16 protein-coding genes are annotated in these 15,204 nt (G+C 65.2%); 5 read left to right on the forward strand and 11 right to left on the reverse strand.

Annotated features, from left to right (window positions below; genetic code table 11):
* The first annotated feature begins 1 nt into the window (after window position 1).
* Window positions 2–1,270 (forward strand): amidohydrolase family protein, encoded by a 1,269-nt coding sequence (locus EPN51_RS19245; RefSeq protein WP_293045484.1) that lies wholly within the window; start codon window positions 2–4, stop codon window positions 1,268–1,270.
* Between the two features lie 69 nt (window positions 1,271–1,339).
* Here the strand turns inward: EPN51_RS19245 and EPN51_RS19250 are convergent, their stop codons facing one another.
* The 4 genes from EPN51_RS19250 to EPN51_RS19265 all read right to left on the reverse strand — a co-directional run bounded on the left by EPN51_RS19250 (window position 1,340) and on the right by EPN51_RS19265 (window position 4,227).
* Window positions 1,340–1,765: a nuclear transport factor 2 family protein gene (locus EPN51_RS19250; RefSeq protein ID WP_293045486.1), complete on the reverse strand. Its 426-nt coding sequence runs from the start codon at window positions 1,763–1,765 to the stop codon at window positions 1,340–1,342.
* Window positions 1,766–1,854: 89 nt separating this feature from the next.
* Complete coding sequence (locus tag EPN51_RS19255; RefSeq protein ID WP_293045488.1) at window positions 1,855–2,331, reverse strand: hypothetical protein; 477 nt, start codon at window positions 2,329–2,331, stop codon at window positions 1,855–1,857.
* Window positions 2,328–2,852, reverse strand: a complete 525-nt coding sequence (locus tag EPN51_RS19260) for a hypothetical protein (protein ID WP_293045491.1) — start codon at window positions 2,850–2,852, stop codon at window positions 2,328–2,330. The genes EPN51_RS19255 and EPN51_RS19260 overlap by 4 nt, the downstream gene beginning before the upstream one ends.
* A 16-nt stretch (window positions 2,853–2,868) precedes the next feature.
* A complete protein-coding gene (locus EPN51_RS19265; protein ID WP_293045493.1) occupies window positions 2,869–4,227 on the reverse strand; it encodes an aromatic ring-hydroxylating dioxygenase subunit alpha in 1,359 nt (452 codons plus the stop codon).
* A gap of 279 nt (window positions 4,228–4,506) precedes the next feature.
* Here EPN51_RS19265 and EPN51_RS19270 point away from each other — a divergent pair, with 279 nt between their 5' ends.
* Window positions 4,507–5,115 carry a TetR/AcrR family transcriptional regulator gene (locus tag EPN51_RS19270; protein WP_293045757.1) on the forward strand — a complete coding sequence of 203 codons (609 nt, stop codon included), beginning with the start codon at window positions 4,507–4,509 and terminating at the stop codon, window positions 5,113–5,115.
* 132 nt (window positions 5,116–5,247) lie between these two features.
* Here EPN51_RS19270 and EPN51_RS19275 read toward each other — a convergent pair whose 3' ends face one another.
* From EPN51_RS19275 to EPN51_RS19290, 4 genes are read right to left on the reverse strand one after another with little or no spacing between them, the layout of a single operon-like run.
* Complete coding sequence (locus EPN51_RS19275) at window positions 5,248–6,288, reverse strand: CoA transferase (RefSeq protein WP_293045496.1); 1,041 nt, start codon at window positions 6,286–6,288, stop codon at window positions 5,248–5,250.
* Window positions 6,285–7,241, reverse strand: coding sequence for an LLM class F420-dependent oxidoreductase (locus EPN51_RS19280; RefSeq protein WP_293045499.1), 957 nt, complete (start codon window positions 7,239–7,241; stop codon window positions 6,285–6,287). Before EPN51_RS19280 ends, EPN51_RS19275 begins: the two co-directional genes overlap by 4 nt.
* Window positions 7,226–7,657, reverse strand: coding sequence for a cobalamin B12-binding domain-containing protein (locus EPN51_RS19285; RefSeq protein WP_293045502.1), 432 nt, complete (start codon window positions 7,655–7,657; stop codon window positions 7,226–7,228). Before EPN51_RS19285 ends, EPN51_RS19280 begins: the two co-directional genes overlap by 16 nt.
* Window positions 7,658–9,235 (reverse strand): methylmalonyl-CoA mutase family protein, encoded by a 1,578-nt coding sequence (locus tag EPN51_RS19290; RefSeq protein ID WP_293045505.1) that lies wholly within the window; start codon window positions 9,233–9,235, stop codon window positions 7,658–7,660.
* Window positions 9,236–9,326: 91 nt separating this feature from the next.
* Between EPN51_RS19290 and EPN51_RS19295 the strand changes: the two genes are divergently transcribed.
* Window positions 9,327–10,163 carry an NAD(P)-dependent oxidoreductase gene (locus EPN51_RS19295; protein WP_293045506.1) on the forward strand — a complete coding sequence of 279 codons (837 nt, stop codon included), beginning with the start codon at window positions 9,327–9,329 and terminating at the stop codon, window positions 10,161–10,163.
* A 73-nt stretch (window positions 10,164–10,236) separates the two neighbouring features.
* On the opposite strand, the gene EPN51_RS19300 is transcribed toward EPN51_RS19295, so the two are convergent.
* Both EPN51_RS19300 and EPN51_RS19305 read right to left on the reverse strand, forming a co-directional pair.
* Window positions 10,237–10,947, reverse strand: a complete 711-nt coding sequence (locus EPN51_RS19300) for a M15 family metallopeptidase (protein ID WP_293045509.1) — start codon at window positions 10,945–10,947, stop codon at window positions 10,237–10,239.
* A gap of 69 nt (window positions 10,948–11,016) precedes the next feature.
* Window positions 11,017–11,904, reverse strand: a complete 888-nt coding sequence (locus tag EPN51_RS19305; RefSeq protein ID WP_366509463.1) for an SAM-dependent methyltransferase — start codon at window positions 11,902–11,904, stop codon at window positions 11,017–11,019.
* A gap of 83 nt (window positions 11,905–11,987) precedes the next feature.
* Between EPN51_RS19305 and EPN51_RS19310 the strand changes: the two genes are divergently transcribed.
* Window positions 11,988–13,409: a PLP-dependent aminotransferase family protein gene (locus EPN51_RS19310; RefSeq protein ID WP_293045514.1), complete on the forward strand. Its 1,422-nt coding sequence runs from the start codon at window positions 11,988–11,990 to the stop codon at window positions 13,407–13,409.
* 71 nt (window positions 13,410–13,480) lie between these two features.
* Window positions 13,481–13,912, forward strand: a complete 432-nt coding sequence (locus EPN51_RS19315; RefSeq protein ID WP_293045517.1) for a tautomerase family protein — start codon at window positions 13,481–13,483, stop codon at window positions 13,910–13,912.
* 6 nt (window positions 13,913–13,918) lie between these two features.
* On the opposite strand, the gene EPN51_RS19320 is transcribed toward EPN51_RS19315, so the two are convergent.
* Window positions 13,919–15,199, reverse strand: a complete 1,281-nt coding sequence (locus tag EPN51_RS19320) for a cytochrome P450 (protein WP_293045520.1) — start codon at window positions 15,197–15,199, stop codon at window positions 13,919–13,921.
* Window positions 15,200–15,204: the final 5 nt, after the last annotated feature.

A 15,204-nucleotide genomic window follows, 5' to 3' on the forward strand; every position in this document is an offset into this window, starting at 1 on the left:
GATGAAGGCCGATGACCTGATCCTGGTAAGCATTGACGACCACGTGGTCGAGCCGCCGGACATGTTCCTGCGCCACGTGCCCGCCAAGTACAAGGACGAGGCGCCAATCGTCGTGACCGATGATAAGGGCGTCGACCAATGGATGTACCAAGGCCGCCCACAGGGCGTGAGCGGGCTGAACGCCGTGGTGTCGTGGCCGGCCGAAGAGTGGGGCCGCGACCCCGCCGGGTTCGCCGAGATGCGTCCGGGCGTCTACGACGTCCACGAGCGAGTCCGGGACATGAACCGCAACGGCATCCTCGCGTCGATGTGTTTCCCGACGTTCACCGGCTTCTCCGCCCGGCACCTGAACATGACGCGCGAGGACATCACCCTGGTGATGGTGTCGGCCTACAACGACTGGCACATCGACGAGTGGGCCGGGTCCTATCCCGACCGGTTCATCCCCATCGCGATCCTGCCGACGTGGACTCCCGAGGGCATGTGCGCCGAGATCCGTCGGGTCGCCGCGAAGGGATGCCGGGCGGTCACCATGCCGGAATTGCCTCATCTGGAAGGACTTCCGAGCTACCACGACGAGGATTACTGGGCACCGGTGTTCCGCACGCTGTCCGAGCAGAACGTGGTGATGTGTCTGCACATCGGCACCGGGTTCGGGGCGATCAGCATGGCCCCCGACGCGCCGATCGACAATCTGATCATCCTGGCCACCCAGGTCTCGGCGATGTGCGCCCAAGATCTGCTGTGGGGTCCGGCGATGCGCAACTACCCCGATCTGAAATTCGCCTTCTCCGAAGGCGGTATCGGCTGGATTCCGTTTTACCTGGACCGCAGCGATCGCCATTACACCAACCAGAAATGGCTGCGCCGTGACTTCGGTGACAAGCTGCCCAGCGATGTCTTTCGCGAACACTCGCTGGCCTGTTACGTCACCGACAAGACCTCACTGAAGCTGCGCCACGAGATCGGCATCGACATCATCGCCTGGGAGTGCGACTATCCGCACTCGGACTGCTTCTGGCCGGACGCGCCCGAGCAGGTGCTGGCCGAACTGAACGCCGCCGGCGCCGACGACGCCGACATCAACAAGATCACCTGGGCGAACGCCTGCCGGTTCTTCGGCTGGGACCCGTTCGCGCGGACCCCTCGCGAGCAAGCAAACGTTAAAGCCCTGCGCGCCAAGGCGACCGACGTGGATGTGTCCATTCGGCCGCGCGCCGAATGGGCGCGGCGCTATCAGGAAAAGCAGCTGGCCAAGGCCCACCCTTAACGTCGAACGTCGACTTGTGGGCCGAAATCGGGGATTTCGACGCAAACCACTCGACGTTCGGTGGCGTAGTCAGCCGGTTGGCGGGTTGACGAACCACACGTTCTCCTCGCGCAGGCTGCGGCTGCGCCAACCGTCGGCGGTGCGCGTCAGCTCGTGGTGGTAATAACCGCCGCAGTAACTCAACTCCGCCATGCCGGGCAACTGCATCGGGTTGTAGAACATGGCCCGCACCGTCGCGAGATCACCGTCGAGCGCAAGGATTTCCACGTTGGTGATGTAGTGCATGGACATCGGAATCGCGCCGAAGCCCTGTTCCAACCACTCGGTCACCTCGTCGCGAGGGCCCGCCGCGGCACCCGCCGACGAGTAGTCGATATGTGCGTCGTCGGTGAAGACCGAGCGGTACAGCTCCCAGTCTTTGGCGTCGACGGCACGGGCGTATCTATTGAGTAGCGCGGTGATTTCGAGTTCGTCAGCGACCCGCTGCAGATCCATCGTTGCACCTTATATCGTTGCTGGCGAACGTCGAATTGTTGGGCGAAATCGGGGCTTTCGGCGCAACTAGTCGACGTTCGGCGCACGGACTAGCCTTGCGGCAGTTCCACTCCCTCAAAGCTTTTCAACATCCCGGGCTGCGGCGGTACCATCTGGAGATAAACGTCGATATGCCGGATCCTGTCGTCGTCGGTGAACTCATACACCGACACGGAGTTGACCACACTGCTGAAATCGCCTACCTCGCTTCGTTCCTCCAGTTCGAGGAACACCCGGCCGCCGGACTCCGTGATGTGCTTGAAAGAGCACTCCCACTTCGACGACGTGGCCCAGTTGGTGAGAAATTCGACATAGTCCGGCCACTTCATCACCTCTTTGAAGGCACCGACTCGCTCGAACTCGTCGACGGCGACCAGCTGGGCCAGAGGTCCCCAGCTGTCCACCGAGAAGCCCGGTTTCTTCGCCTCGTCGACCAGACCCTTCGTGACGATGCTGTACTGCAGCACCGCGCGCGCTCGGCCGGTGTGGGAGCCGATGACATCCTCGACATTGCGCAACACGTTCACACCGCCATCCCGGCCTGCGCCAGGCAACGCTCGAGCGCCTCGACGTACTCGCCGGTGCCGCGGAACGGGCCATGCACGCCGATGGCGGCGTCGAGGAACGCGTTGTACTCGTCGTTGACGTGGGTCTCCCAGCGGGTCAGCTCCCCCGCCTCGTTGGTCTCGATGAAACTGTATGAATAGAAGCCCATTTTGACGTCGTCCTTGTCGTGGCCTTCCCACCGTGTCTTCATGACGACGCCGTTCTCGGCCGGCCAGCATTTGAAGTCGGCGGGTTTCCAGTCCGGAAAGGTCAGCGAGTAGGCCTTGGCCTCCATCGTCGAGGCCCGTGCGGTGTCCTCGGGAAACTCGCTGAACTTGAACACCTGGTCACCGGTGAAATAGGGGGACACGTACACGCCATCCTCGGCGAATTTCCATGCGTCGGCGAACGCCTCCCCGTCCTGAATCCCTTGGCGTAGGTAGGCGTCACGGTAAGCCTCGGCCATCCGGCGATGGTGGGCGATGCGGTCTTCAATGTTCATTGGACTTCCTCCCGGTTCAAACACCATTGGCCATGTAGCGGTCCACCACGGAGTGGTAGTGGCCGATGACAACTTCTTCCTTCACCAGCGACATATGGTCGAGTCTGCTGTTGCGAAGCCCCAGTTGCTGTCGCGGCATCTGCTCGTAATCCTGTTGTAGCGCTTCAAAATACTTGTAGGCCCCCGGCTCGTCCACTTCGGTCAGCGGGACCCTGAAGGCGTCACGGTTTTCCGGCGGCAGGTACATGTAGCTGCTGACGTGCCAGATGCATCGGTTCGGGTCCCCGTCCGGATGCGGCACCGCCATGATGACGTGGCATTCGCCGGCACGAATCGTCATGAAATAGTTCGGGAACAGCACCCAGCCCTGGTTGTCGCTCATCTGATCGTCGGTGAGCCCGGTGACATCCAGGCCCATGCCGGTCAAGGTGTCGCGGGTCGCCTGCTGGAGCAGTTTGCGTGCGGTCACGCCCTCGGGGAACTCGACCGTGTCGTCGGGCTTCCGGTGTTGCGCGACCAGCTCCTGGAAGCGGGGCATGACCGCGACAGTCGAGGGGAACGTGTCCGGCAGGTTCAGAATGCCTTCGATCTGCTTTTCCGCACTGGCTCCTTTGACTTCGAATGGAGCCACCGCGACGCTGTGATTTTCGAAGAACCGGTATCGGGCGGTCGTCGGATCGATCACGAGCACGCTGAGGAGTTGCGGGTGGATGCCATTGATGTGGTACCCCTCCTCGAACGCGTCCATCACAACTTTCCAGTTGCATTCCAAGGATTCTCGAACGTTCATCACGGTGACCATCTCGTCGAGGTGGTACGGGGCGAGCAGTTCGGCGACTTCGGGACCGAGAAAGTCGCTGAGCGGCTGTGCGTTTGGATCCGGGTTGACAAAGATGAATCCACCGAAGGTGTCGACAGGCACTTCCAGCAGCGAGTTCTCGCTCTTGTCGATGGGACCGGCGAGATTCTCCCGTAGCATTCCGCGCAGCTTGCCGTCCAGGTCGTATGACCAGAGGTGGTACGGACACAGGAAGCCGCGCTTGGCATTCCCGGCGGCCGCGTTGCACAGGATGTTTCCCCGATGGCGGCAGGCGTTGACGAACCCGCGCAGTTTCTCATCCTTACCGCGGACGATCACGAACGATTGGTTCAGAATCCGGTACTGCTTCCAGTCACCCACGTTCGGCAACTCATCGACCCGGCCGGCGATCTGCCATACCCGCATCCAGATGCGCTCGTGTTCTCGTAGCGCGTAGTCGCCCGACCTGTAGCGGTCGGTTGAGATGCACATGTTGAAGGCACCGGCGGCGACGTCGGCGACCCCGATTGCCGTCTCCTGCTCCACCCACTGTCCGGGTCGTGTCACTTGGCTCATGACGATCTCCTTTTCGCGGTGGCGGTCGGACCCGGCGAGGCCCGCCGGTGCCCGCGGCGTTCTGGGTTGTGATGGCTGTCACCATATACACGACTGTATTAGATATACAACAATGTATTAAAGTGGTTCACATCACATGGCCTACCCTCGGGTACTCGGGGTTGCGTTAGTGGGACGACAGAGGAGTTCGTGGTCAATAGGTCTGCGCGACAGGTGATTTCGGTGACCCCCGGAACAGGAAAGAACCCTGGGCGCGCCGCGGTGTGGGAGGATGGGCCGGTGGCGGAACGGTGGACGAGGGAGCGGCGCCTCGAGCACACACGCGGCCTCTTGTTGGACGCCGCCGAGGAAATCTTCGCGCGCAAGGGCCTGAGCGGGGCCGCGCTCGAGGACATCGCCGACGCGGCCGGGTATACCCGCGGCGCGATCTACTCCCATTTCGGGGCCAAGGAAGAGTTGTTTCTTGCGGTGACCGACCGCCAACGGCAACGGTTTCTCGACGGCTTCGCTGGAGTCATCCAGTCGTTCCGCCGGCTCGGCGATATCGATATCGACGAACTCGCCGATAGGTGGAGTCAAGCCAGCGGCGATCCGAACCGTGCCGCGCTCAACTACGAGCTCTCGTTGTTTCTATTGCGGAGCCCGGAGGCGCGCGAGCGGCTCGCAACACAGCGAATGGAGACGGTCCACTCCCTGGCCGAATTCATCGCCAAGAACGTGGCGCGACTCGGTGCGTCGCTCACGATGCCCGCCGAGACGCTGGCCCGCGTCATCCTTGCCGTCAACGACGGTGTCACCCTTGGCAGCGAACTCGACGGAGTCAATCTTTACCGCCCGTATCTGCAGCTGGTGGTATCGGCCATCGCACCCGCCGGCGACGCAACCTAACGGGGCCCACACCTTGACGTCGAACGTCGAGTTGTCGGGCGAAATCGCGCGGCGGATTCAGGCGCAACTACTCGACGCTCGGCGGCGGTGGGAGTTAGGTCTCGACGGCGTGGGAGGTGGCCTCGGCGGAGATCAGCCCTCCGGCAGCTCTGGCGGTGGACGGTACTCGGGCTCATAGCCGGAGACATGGATCGGGCTGCCCACCAGACGGAAATCACCCGCTGTCACAACCACTTCGGGAGTCGCCTCGAGCGCCTCGGGCAGGGTCCTGACGGCCGCGGCCGGAACCCCGAGTGGGCGCAGTCGCCGCTCCCACCCTGCGGCGCTGTCGGTCGCCAGCATCGCCGTGACGACGGCGAGCACTTCGTCGCGGCGGGCGACCCGCTCGGCCATCGTCTCGAAACCCCCGATGCCCGCTTCTGCGGCGAACGACTTCCAGAACCCGTCGTGCGTGATGAACAGCGCCAGATACCCGTCGGCCGTCGGAAAGAGCTGAGCCGGAACGTAATAGGAGTGGGCCCCGTGCGGGTGTCGCTGCGGCTCGATACCGCTGTTGAGGTACGCGGAGGCGTGGTAGTTCAGCTGCGACAACATGACGTCGCGCAGCGACACATCCACCTGTCCGCCGGTGCCGGAGATGATCTTGGCCAAAAGTCCTAGCGCCGCAGACATTCCGGTGGAGTTGTCGGCCGACGAGTATCCGGGCAGAGTCGGCGGGCCGTCCGGGTCACCGGTCAGCGCGGCGGTGCCGACACCCGCCTGCACGACGTAATCGAACGCGGGATCGTCGCCGCCGTACAGACCGAAGCCGGTGATCGCCACGCAGACGATCCGCTCGTTGTGGCGTCGCAGCTCCTCGTAGGTGAGCCCCAGCCGGCGGATGGCGGATGGTTTCAGGTTCACCAGCAGCGCGTGGGAATCGGTGACCAGCTCACCCAAGCGCTGTTGTCCTGCATCAGAATTCAGCTCCAGGCAGATGCTGGACTTGTTGCGGTTGAGGCTGGCGAAGTACGTGGCGCCGACGCTGCGAGAGATCTCACCGCCCGCGGGTTCGATCTTGGTGACCTCGGCGCCGAGATCGGCCAGCAGCATGGTGGCGTACGGACCCGCCAGCATGGTGCCGACCTCGAGGATGCGTATCCCCGCTAGCGGACCGGTATTGCTGCTAGTCAACGCAATTCCGCCGCGAGTGAGGCGATCATTTCGCGGGTGCGGCGCTTGGAAGCGACCAGCTCGTCCCGATTGTCGCCGATCGGCAGCAGCCGCACCGACAAGTCCGTGACACCGGCGTCGGCGAACCGGCGCATCCTGGCCAGGATTTGTTCCGAGTCGCCCGCCGCACACAGGTCGCCGACATCGCGGGCATCGCCGCGGTCGAGCAGGCGCTGATAGTTCGGTGACACCTCGGCCTCCCCCAGGATGCGGCTGGCCCGCTCCTTGGCCTCCTCGACTTGTGAAGGCGTACAAAGGCATACCGGGATGCCCGCGACGATGCGCGGTGCGGGCCGACCGGCATCCGCGGCGGCTTTGGTGATCTTCGGCGCAATGTGATCGCCGATCGCGCGCTCGTCGGCCATCCACAACACGGTGCCGTCGGCGAGTTCACCGGCAATCTGCAGCATCACCGGCCCCAGCGCGGCGACGAGTACCGGCATCGGGGTGTCGGCCCCGATCGCCAACGGATTGTGCACCGCGAACGAATCGTTTTCGACGTCCACCGGTCCCGGCCCGGCGATGGCGGCGTTGAGCACCTGCAGGTAGTCGCGGGTGTAGGCGGCCGGCTTCTCGTACGGCAGGCCGAGCATGTCCCGGATGATCCAGTGGTGCGACGGCCCGACACCCAGGGCCAGCCGTCCTCCGGCCACCGCATGCGTCGAGAGCGCTTGGCGGGCAAGGGCGATCGGATGTTGCGCCTGCAGCGGCACCACCGCGGTGCCCAGCTCGATGCGCGAGCTGTGCGCGGCCATCAGCGACACCATGGTCAGGCAGTCGAAGTCGTTGGGCACCTGCGGCATCCACGCGGTGTCCAGACCCGCGGATTCGGCCCATTCGATATCGGAGGCCAGCTTGTGCACCTTGCGGGCCATGTCGCCACGCTCGGCGCCGATCATTACTCCGACGCGCACTGTTCCTCTTTTTCTGTAGCGGGTTCCGCCGTGCCGGTCAATGCGCGGATTTCGCGCACCAGGTTGTCCAGCGGTGTCCCGGTGGGGAATACCGCCGCGGCACCGGCGGAGAGCAGTTTGGGCACGTCGGCGTGCGGGATGGTTCCCCCGACGACGACGGAGATGTCGGCCGCGTCGGCGGCGCGCAGCGCTTCGACGGTGCGCGCGGTGAGCGCCAGGTGGGCGCCGGAGAGGATGCTCAGGCCGACCACCGCGACGTCTTCCTGGACGGCGATCGAAGCGATGTCCTCGATGCGCTGCCGGATGCCGGTGTAGATGACCTCGAATCCGGCGTCCCGCAGGGTGCGTGCGACGATCTTGGCGCCGCGGTCATGCCCGTCCAAGCCGGGCTTGGCAACCAGAACGCGAACGGCCACTTAGAACACCACCGGTTGCTGGAACTCGCCCCACACTGCTTTGAGCGCGGAGACCATCTCCCCGACCGTGCAGTAGGCGTTGGCGCAGTCGATCAACTTGTGCATCAGGTTGTCGTCTCCTTCGGCGGAACGCGACAGTGCGGCAAGGCTGGATTCGACTGCGGTCGAATCCCTTTCGGACTTTACCTTGAAGAGTCGCTTGAGCTGAAGATCACGTCCTTCGGCGTCGAGCTCATAGGTGACGACATCGTGTTCCGGCTCCTCGGTGACGAACCGGTTGACCCCGACGACCGGACGCGTGCCGGCTTCGACGTCCTTATGCATGGTGAAGGCTTCATCGGCGATCAGGCCCTGCAGATAACCGTCCTCGATGGCATGGACCATTCCGCCGTGCCGTTCGAGGTCGGACATGATGTCGATGATGCGGACCTCGGTCGCGTCGGTGAGCGCCTCCACGAAATACGAACCGCCCAGCGGGTCCGCGACGCTGGCCACGCCGGTTTCGTGCGCGAGGATCTGCTGGGTGCGCAGCGCCAGTGTCGTGGTTTCCTCGGTGGGCAGCGCGAACGGCTCGTCCCAGGCCGCCGTGAACATCGACTGGACGCCGCCCAGTACGGCGGCCATGGCCTCGTAGGCCACCCGGACGATGTTGTTGTGGGCCTGCGGCGCGTACAGCGATGCACCCCCACAGACGCAGCCGAAGCGGAACATCGCCGCCTTGGCCGTCGTCGCCCCGTAGCGCTCCTGCACGATGGTCGCCCAACGCCGCCGTCCCGCCCGGTATTTGGCGATCTCCTCGAAGAAGTCCCCGTGTGTGTAGAAGAAGAACGAGATCTGGGGTGCGAACTGGTCGATGGTCATGCGGCCGCGCTCGACCACGGTGTCGCAATAGGTCACCCCATCGGCCAGGGTGAACGCCATTTCCTGCACCGCGTTGGCCCCGGCGTCGCGAAAGTGCGCACCGGCCACCGAAATCGCGTTGAACCTCGGCACCTCGGCCGCGCAGAACTCGATGGTGTCGGCGATCAGGCGCAGCGACGGCTCCGGCGGCCAGATCCAGGTCCCGCGCGAGGCGTACTCCTTGAGGATGTCGTTCTGGATGGTCCCGGTGAGCTTCGAGCGCGGTATCCCTTTTTTCTCGGCGGCGGCGACGTAGAACGCCAGCAGGATCGCCGCCGTGCCGTTGATGGTCATGCTCGTGCTGAGCTTGTCCAGCGGGATGCCGTCGAACAAGATCTCGAAGTCGGCCAGGGTGTCCACCGCGACCCCGACCCGGCCGACCTCCTCGCCGAACTCGGGGTCGTCGGAGTCGTATCCGCACTGAGTCGGCAGGTCGAGCGCCACCGACAGCCCGGTCCCGCCCTGATCCAGCAGGTAGCGGTAACGACGATTGGATTCCTCGGCGGTGCCGAAACCCGAATATTGGCGGAAGGTCCAGAGCTTGCCGCGGTAGCCCGACGCGAAGTTGCCCCGAGTGAAGGGGAACTCCCCGGGCTGCGGAGGCTCCGCGCCTCTATCCGCCGGCCCGTATACGGGCTGCAGCGGGATGCCGGAGGGAGTATGGGCCGTATTATCCATCGGTGAATAACGTACTTGCAAAAAAAGAGAATGCCAATACCACCCGTTTGACCAGGTCAGACGGGTGTCTTGACCAGGTCGAAGGAGACGAATGGCTAACAACTTGCTCACCGATCGCACCGTGGTGATCTCCGGCGGCAGCCGCGGCATCGGCCTCGCGATCGGCATCGGCGCGGCCAAGCGGGGCGCCAACGTGGTGCTCATGGCCAAGACCGACACCCCACATCCGCGACTGCCCGGAACGGTGCACACCGCAGCCGCCGACGTCGAGGCCGCCGGCGGGAAGGCGCTGGCCGTCGTCGGCGATGTGCGGCGCGAAGAGGATGTGCAGCGCGTGGTCGAGGCTGCGGTGCAGCGGTTCGGCGGCATCGACGTCTGCGTCAACAATGCCAGCGCCATCGCGGTGGAACCGACCGCCGTGCTGTCGGCCAAGAAATACAACCTGATGCAGGAGATCAACCTGCGCGGCACGTTCCTGCTGACCAAGGCGTGCGTGCCCCATCTCCAGAAATCGCCCAACCCGCACGTGCTGACCATCTCGCCACCGATCAATATGAACCCGCGCTGGTTGGGTGCACACCCGGCCTACACGCTGTCCAAGTACGGCATGACACTGCTGTCGCTGGGCTGGGCGGCCGAATTCGCCTTCCAACCCGGCAAAGCCGGGATCGCAGTGAATTGTCTTTGGCCGCAGACCTATATCGCCACTGCCGCCGTCGCCAACATGGCCGACGGTGACCGGCTGGCCGCGTCGTCGCGCAGCCCCGAGATCATGGCCGACGCCGCCATCGAGATCGTCTCTCGACCCGCCCGGGACGCCACCGGCGACTGCCACATCGACGCCGAGGTCCTGAAATCCGCCGGGGTCGCGGACCTGTCCCCGTACGGCGGCGGCGAGCAGCCTATTCCGGATCTTTTCCTCGACTGAATACCTATGCGCGGCAGATGATTTCACCGTGCGGGATGGCGATAAAGCCATTATTGCCTCGATATACGAGACACTAGTCGACGGGAACGTCGAGAATCGGACGGTCGACGCCGGCTCCCGGACCGTCGAAATGCCACCATTCACCGGAGTACGGGCTCAGACCTCCGTACTTCATCGCGTCGCGCAGCGTGGCTCGGTTCGCCCGAGCGTCGGCACTGATGCCCTGGGTGTTGAAAGCGGTTGCCCGAGGGGTGAAGTCGTCGAAGTCGGTGCCCATGTCGGCCAGGCAGAGCCCGCCCGCGCGTAGCCGCGATGCGCACGGCTGTTGCGTCGTTGTGAAGGTCACATCGACCGAGCGTCCGGACTCGTGGCTGCGCGCATACTGGCCCGGGCGTGCCACCCAAGCGGGGTTGGGGACCACGGTGAACATCTTGACCTGGGCGTCGTGCGGCCGGTAGCAATCCCAGAACACCAACAGGTGGCCCTGCGCCCGCAGCGTTGACGCGGCGTTTCCGAGTCCTTGAGACATAGACTGGTGCACAAGGCATCTGGCGTCGGACGGATACAACTGCGTGTGGGTGAAATTGTTCGTCGTCGCGTAGCGCAGGTCGATCACCGCGTCGGGAACGACGGTGCGGACGTCGACGAACCCGGCCGCGCGGGCGGCATCGCTGACCGGCGGCACGTCGGGGCCGGCCGCCCCGCGGGGGGTGCCCCATGCCGCACCCCATCCCCAGACCAGGCCAACGGCGACGGCCAGCTTGAGCACCCCTGCGAGACGCATGCGGCCATTGTCCCGGTCGATCGGGCCGCGGCGGGTCATCTGGGCCGTCGGGCGTGGCCGGGTTGCGCCTTATCCGAGTTCGGCGGTCGCCACGGCGAGCCAGTCGTCGGCCGATAATCGGCTTTCGCGCGTCGGGTCGTAGCGCCGCAACAGCGCAGACACCGTCAGATGCTCGCGGAGTTCGAATCCGTGGGCCGCCAACGTTGCGTTCAGGTCGGACTCGGTGAAGTCGGTGCGATACGGTTCGCCGCGCCGGGTAACCATCCGGGCGATCCGGTCCGCGCTTTTCCATGGGGTATTTGCGGCGACGACGCCCGCAGTGATGTAGTCGAGGACGAGTCGGCTTCCCGGGGTGCAGAGTCCGGCGAGGTCGGCGAGCGTCGCATCGATGGCACCAAGTGTCAGGTACGGGGTAACTCCCAGCCACACAACAAGCGTTGGAGCGGTGGGGTCGAAGCGGGCGGCGAGCAGGCCTTCGCGGAGCGCGTTCCATTCCAAATCGCAAGCCACCCAATTTATTCGGCATCGGTGCTGCGACGGCAATAGCCGTTCGACCACGGGGCGCTTGTCGGCTTGAGTGGCCGGCGCGTCGACCTCGAAAATTGTCACCGGGCTGGTTGCGCGGCGGAGGCTGGTCGTGTCGAAGCCGGCGCCGAGCAGCACGAGTTGGCTGATTCCTGCGCTGATCGCGGCCTCACATGCGTCGTCGACGTAGCGCACCCGAAGCGCGATGTGGGCGTGCAGCCCTCCCCACAGATGGTCAAAAATCCGAAGCGCAGCGTCGGCCGAGCCTCGGTGGCCCAGGATGGCACGCAGCGCGGGGTGCCTGACGAAATACCGGGAGTAGCGGTCGTCCACGAGGCGACGACCTGGGGGCCGCAGCGTTTCCGCCGCGCGTTGGAACGCATTGACTTCGGCCGTCCAACTCGCCGCGCGATCAAGACGCCGGGCACCCAGATCAACCATTGCCTCCCCTTTGCACGAACCGCTACGCGGTCGACGCTATCGAACACACCGGCACATCGGTAAGGTCCAATTTGATGGCGAATTCTTGGACCAGCCGCGATACCGGGGTCGACCTGCATCTTGACCTTCCACCGGGCCGCGGCCGGCGCGCGGCACTCGAAGCCGCACTGCGACAAGCCATCCGGGACGGCCGCCTCGCCCCCGGTGAATGGTTGCCGTCCTCCCGTGGCCTCGCCGCACAACTCGGGCTCGCGCGCGGAACGGTCGTCGAGGTCTATTCGCAACTGGCAGCCGAGGGATACCTCCGCACCCGCCCCGGCGCAACGACCCAGGTGGCGGGCGGGCCGCATCTCCACGCACCGGTCAGTCCCGCACCCGTTGTCCAGCGCTACGCGGCCGATTTTCGCCTCGGCCGCCCGGACCTCAGCATGTTCCCTCGCACCGAATGGCTACGCGCGCTACGCCGAGTCCTGCAGGAGACTCCGCACGCCGAGCTCGGGCCGGCAGATCCGCGTGGCTCACCGCGCCTGCGCGCAGCGCTGGCCAACTATCTGGGTCGAGTACGCGGAGTGCTCACCACCGGCGAGCACATTGTCATCTGCAGCGGGTTCACGCAGGGGCTGCGCCTGGTGTGTGAGGCACTGGCCGCCGGCGGAGCCCGCTCGATCGCCCTCGAGAATCCCTGCCTGCCCGACCATCGTGCGACGGCGGCCGCCGGCGGCCTTGCCATCGATGCACTCGACGTCGACGACGGCGGCGCGCGGCCCGAGGGATTGACCAAAACCGTTGCCGCGGCGGTCCTCACCCCGGCGCACCAGGCGGTGCTCGGGGCGACGCTCGACGCCGACCGCCGCACCGAGTTCACGCGGCTCGCCGCCGCCCGCGGTGCGTATCTGATCGAGGACGACTACGACGGGGAATTTCGCTACGACCGTCACCCCGTCGGCGCGCTGCAGGGCCTGGCGCCCGAACACGTCGTCTACGCGGGCAGCGCCAGCAAGAGCCTGGCGCCCGGTGTCCGCCTTGGGTGGTTAGCGCTGCCCGCCGCCCTGGTCGACGGGGTTGTCGAGGCCAAGCGCCGCGCCGACCGCGGAACCGATGTACTCGCCCAGTTGACGTTCGCGGAGTTGCTCGAATCGGGGGCGCTTGACCGGCACGTCCGGCGGATGCGGCGGCGCTACCGGTACCGCCGCGACGCCCTTGTCGCTACCCTCGGCCGTTGCGCCCCCGGGATGCCGGTGCTGGGAATCGCCGCCGGGCTGCATGCCGTTGTCTCACTGCCCGAGGACATCTCGGAGGGCGACGTGTTGGCCGCCGCGCACCAACGCGACATCGCTCTCACCGGGCTGACGCCCTTCTGGCACGACACAGCTCAGCGCGCCGACGGCATCATCATCGGTTACGGAACACCGTCCGAGCACGAATACACCACCGCACTCGCACATCTCGGGCAGTTCCTGTCCGACGTGGCCGTTCGACCATCTATTCGCGGGTAGCCGGTCAGCTAGCCTTGATGCTGGCCACCGGCTCGTCAGGGGCTTGAGAAAGCTGTCAGGAGGGTTCCGCAATGCCGATGATCGACCTGACATTCGTGCGCGGCTCGGTGGACGAGGCAGCCCTGAGCCCGCTGGCCGACGAGTTGGTCACGGTATTGCTGCGCGCCGAACGCGCCCCGGACACACCGTTTTTGCGTGACAACACCTGGGTGTATCTACACGCGCTGGACACCGAAGCGCTCTCGGTGGGCGGCCGGGGACCGGGTGCGCCTCGGTTCAGGGTTGATCTCACAGTATTCGAAGGTGCGCTGTCGCAGGACCGCAAGGAACAGCTGGCCGCCGACGTGCACGCCGCGGTGTGTGCCGCGGCGGGAATCGACCCTCAGGGCCCGAAGGCGTTTCACGTGTGGATGTTGATCCGCGAGATTCCCGAAGGAAACTGGGCCGGCGGCGGCAATATCATTTACTACCGGCAGGTGAAAGGCCTTGCAGCGCAGGACTGATGGCGGTCAGTCGGCCGCGGTGAACTCGATGTGCAACTCCGTCAGTCCGCGCAGCAAGAACGTGGACTCGTAGCGGTACTGGCGGTTGGAACGCAGACCGTGCTTGGCCTCACTGATTCTGAATTCGCGCGTTCGGTCCAGGAGGCGGTTGACGGTGATGTGTCCTTCCACGCGTGCCAGCGGCGCACCCGCGCACGTGTGGATTCCGCGACCGAAGGCAATGTGCTCGCGAACGTTCTTCCGGTCGACGTGGAATTCGTCGGGATTCTCGAACTTTCGCGGGTCACGGTTGGCGGCTCCCAGGCACAGCATGATGACGGTGCCGGCCGGGATGTGTACCCCACCCAGGGTGGTGGTCTTACGCGCCAGGCGGAAGTCGACCTTGGTCGGGCTCTGCATGCGCAGCGCTTCTTCGATGAACGTGCCGATCAAGCCTCGATCTGAACGCAGCCGCTCTTGCAGCTCGGGGTCATCGCCGAGGATCTGCACCGCCGAGCTGAGCAGTTTGGTCACGGTCTCCTGCCCGGCCGCGAACAAGAAGGTCGCCGGCCGGACGACCTCCAACAGCGGCGGGATCGAGCCATCGGGATACGTGGCGGTCGCCAGGCCGGTCAACACGTCTTCGCGGGCTCGCTGTCGCCGGTCGGTGATGTAGGCGCTGAACAGATCGTCAAGGTACTGCAACGGGTTGCTGCCCACCGGTTCGTGATCCAGCGCGCCCACCCTGGCGCCCGGCGCATTGCCGGCCCCGAGATTGCGGCGGATCTCCGCGCGGTCCTCGTCGGGGACCCCGAGCAGATCGGCGATCGCCAGTGTCGCGAACGGCTTCGCGTATTCGCTGAGGAACTCGCACTGACCGTTGGCGATGAACTCGTCGAACTGGCGGTCGGCCAACTGCCAGATGTAGTCCTTGTTTTCCTGCAGCCGGCGCGGGGTGAGCAGCCGCCCGAGTAGGGAACGCGCCTTTTCATGCTCGGGCGGGTCCATCACAACCATGTGCTCGAAGATCGGGAATTCGTGGCGGTGCGCTTGGATCTGGTCGCTGATGTCGTCACCGTCGGGGGTGAACGGCAGCGGCGGGAACGGGCCGCCGATCGCGTTGACGGCGGAGAACGAATCGACATCCTTGAATGCGGCGTGGACTTCCTGGTAGCCGGTGACGGCGACGACGCCGTGGTGCGGTTCGCGAAACACCGGTCCCTGGTTGCGCAGATATTCCCAGTACTCATAGGGGTCCTGCGCGACGTCGGCGTCGGTGAAGTAGTCGACGTTGGCGAGATCGGTCATGAGTT

The organism is Mycobacterium sp. (assembly GCF_004298145.1).
Taxonomy (GTDB): Bacteria; Actinomycetota; Actinomycetes; order Mycobacteriales; family Mycobacteriaceae; genus Mycobacterium.

What these genes read in the sequence shown, in the direction of transcription:
- EPN51_RS19260 (WP_293045491.1), bottom strand. Translation starts at nt 2,852, where the DNA reads ATGAACATTGAAGACCGCATCGCCCACCATCGCCGGATGGCCGAGGCT.
- EPN51_RS19320 (WP_293045520.1), bottom strand. Translation starts at nt 15,199, where the DNA reads ATGACCGATCTCGCCAACGTCGACTACTTCACCGACGCCGACGTCGCG.
- EPN51_RS19265 (WP_293045493.1), bottom strand. Translation starts at nt 4,227, where the DNA reads ATGAGCCAAGTGACACGACCCGGACAGTGGGTGGAGCAGGAGACGGCA.
- EPN51_RS19300 (WP_293045509.1), bottom strand. Translation starts at nt 10,947, where the DNA reads ATGCGTCTCGCAGGGGTGCTCAAGCTGGCCGTCGCCGTTGGCCTGGTC.
- EPN51_RS19290 (WP_293045505.1), bottom strand. Translation starts at nt 9,235, where the DNA reads ATGGATAATACGGCCCATACTCCCTCCGGCATCCCGCTGCAGCCCGTA.
- EPN51_RS19315 (WP_293045517.1), top strand. Translation starts at nt 13,481, where the DNA reads ATGCCGATGATCGACCTGACATTCGTGCGCGGCTCGGTGGACGAGGCA.
- EPN51_RS19295 (WP_293045506.1), top strand. Translation starts at nt 9,327, where the DNA reads ATGGCTAACAACTTGCTCACCGATCGCACCGTGGTGATCTCCGGCGGC.
- EPN51_RS19310 (WP_293045514.1), top strand. Translation starts at nt 11,988, where the DNA reads ATGGCGAATTCTTGGACCAGCCGCGATACCGGGGTCGACCTGCATCTT.
- EPN51_RS19245 (WP_293045484.1), top strand. Translation starts at nt 2, where the DNA reads ATGAAGGCCGATGACCTGATCCTGGTAAGCATTGACGACCACGTGGTC.
- EPN51_RS19250 (WP_293045486.1), bottom strand. Translation starts at nt 1,765, where the DNA reads ATGGATCTGCAGCGGGTCGCTGACGAACTCGAAATCACCGCGCTACTC.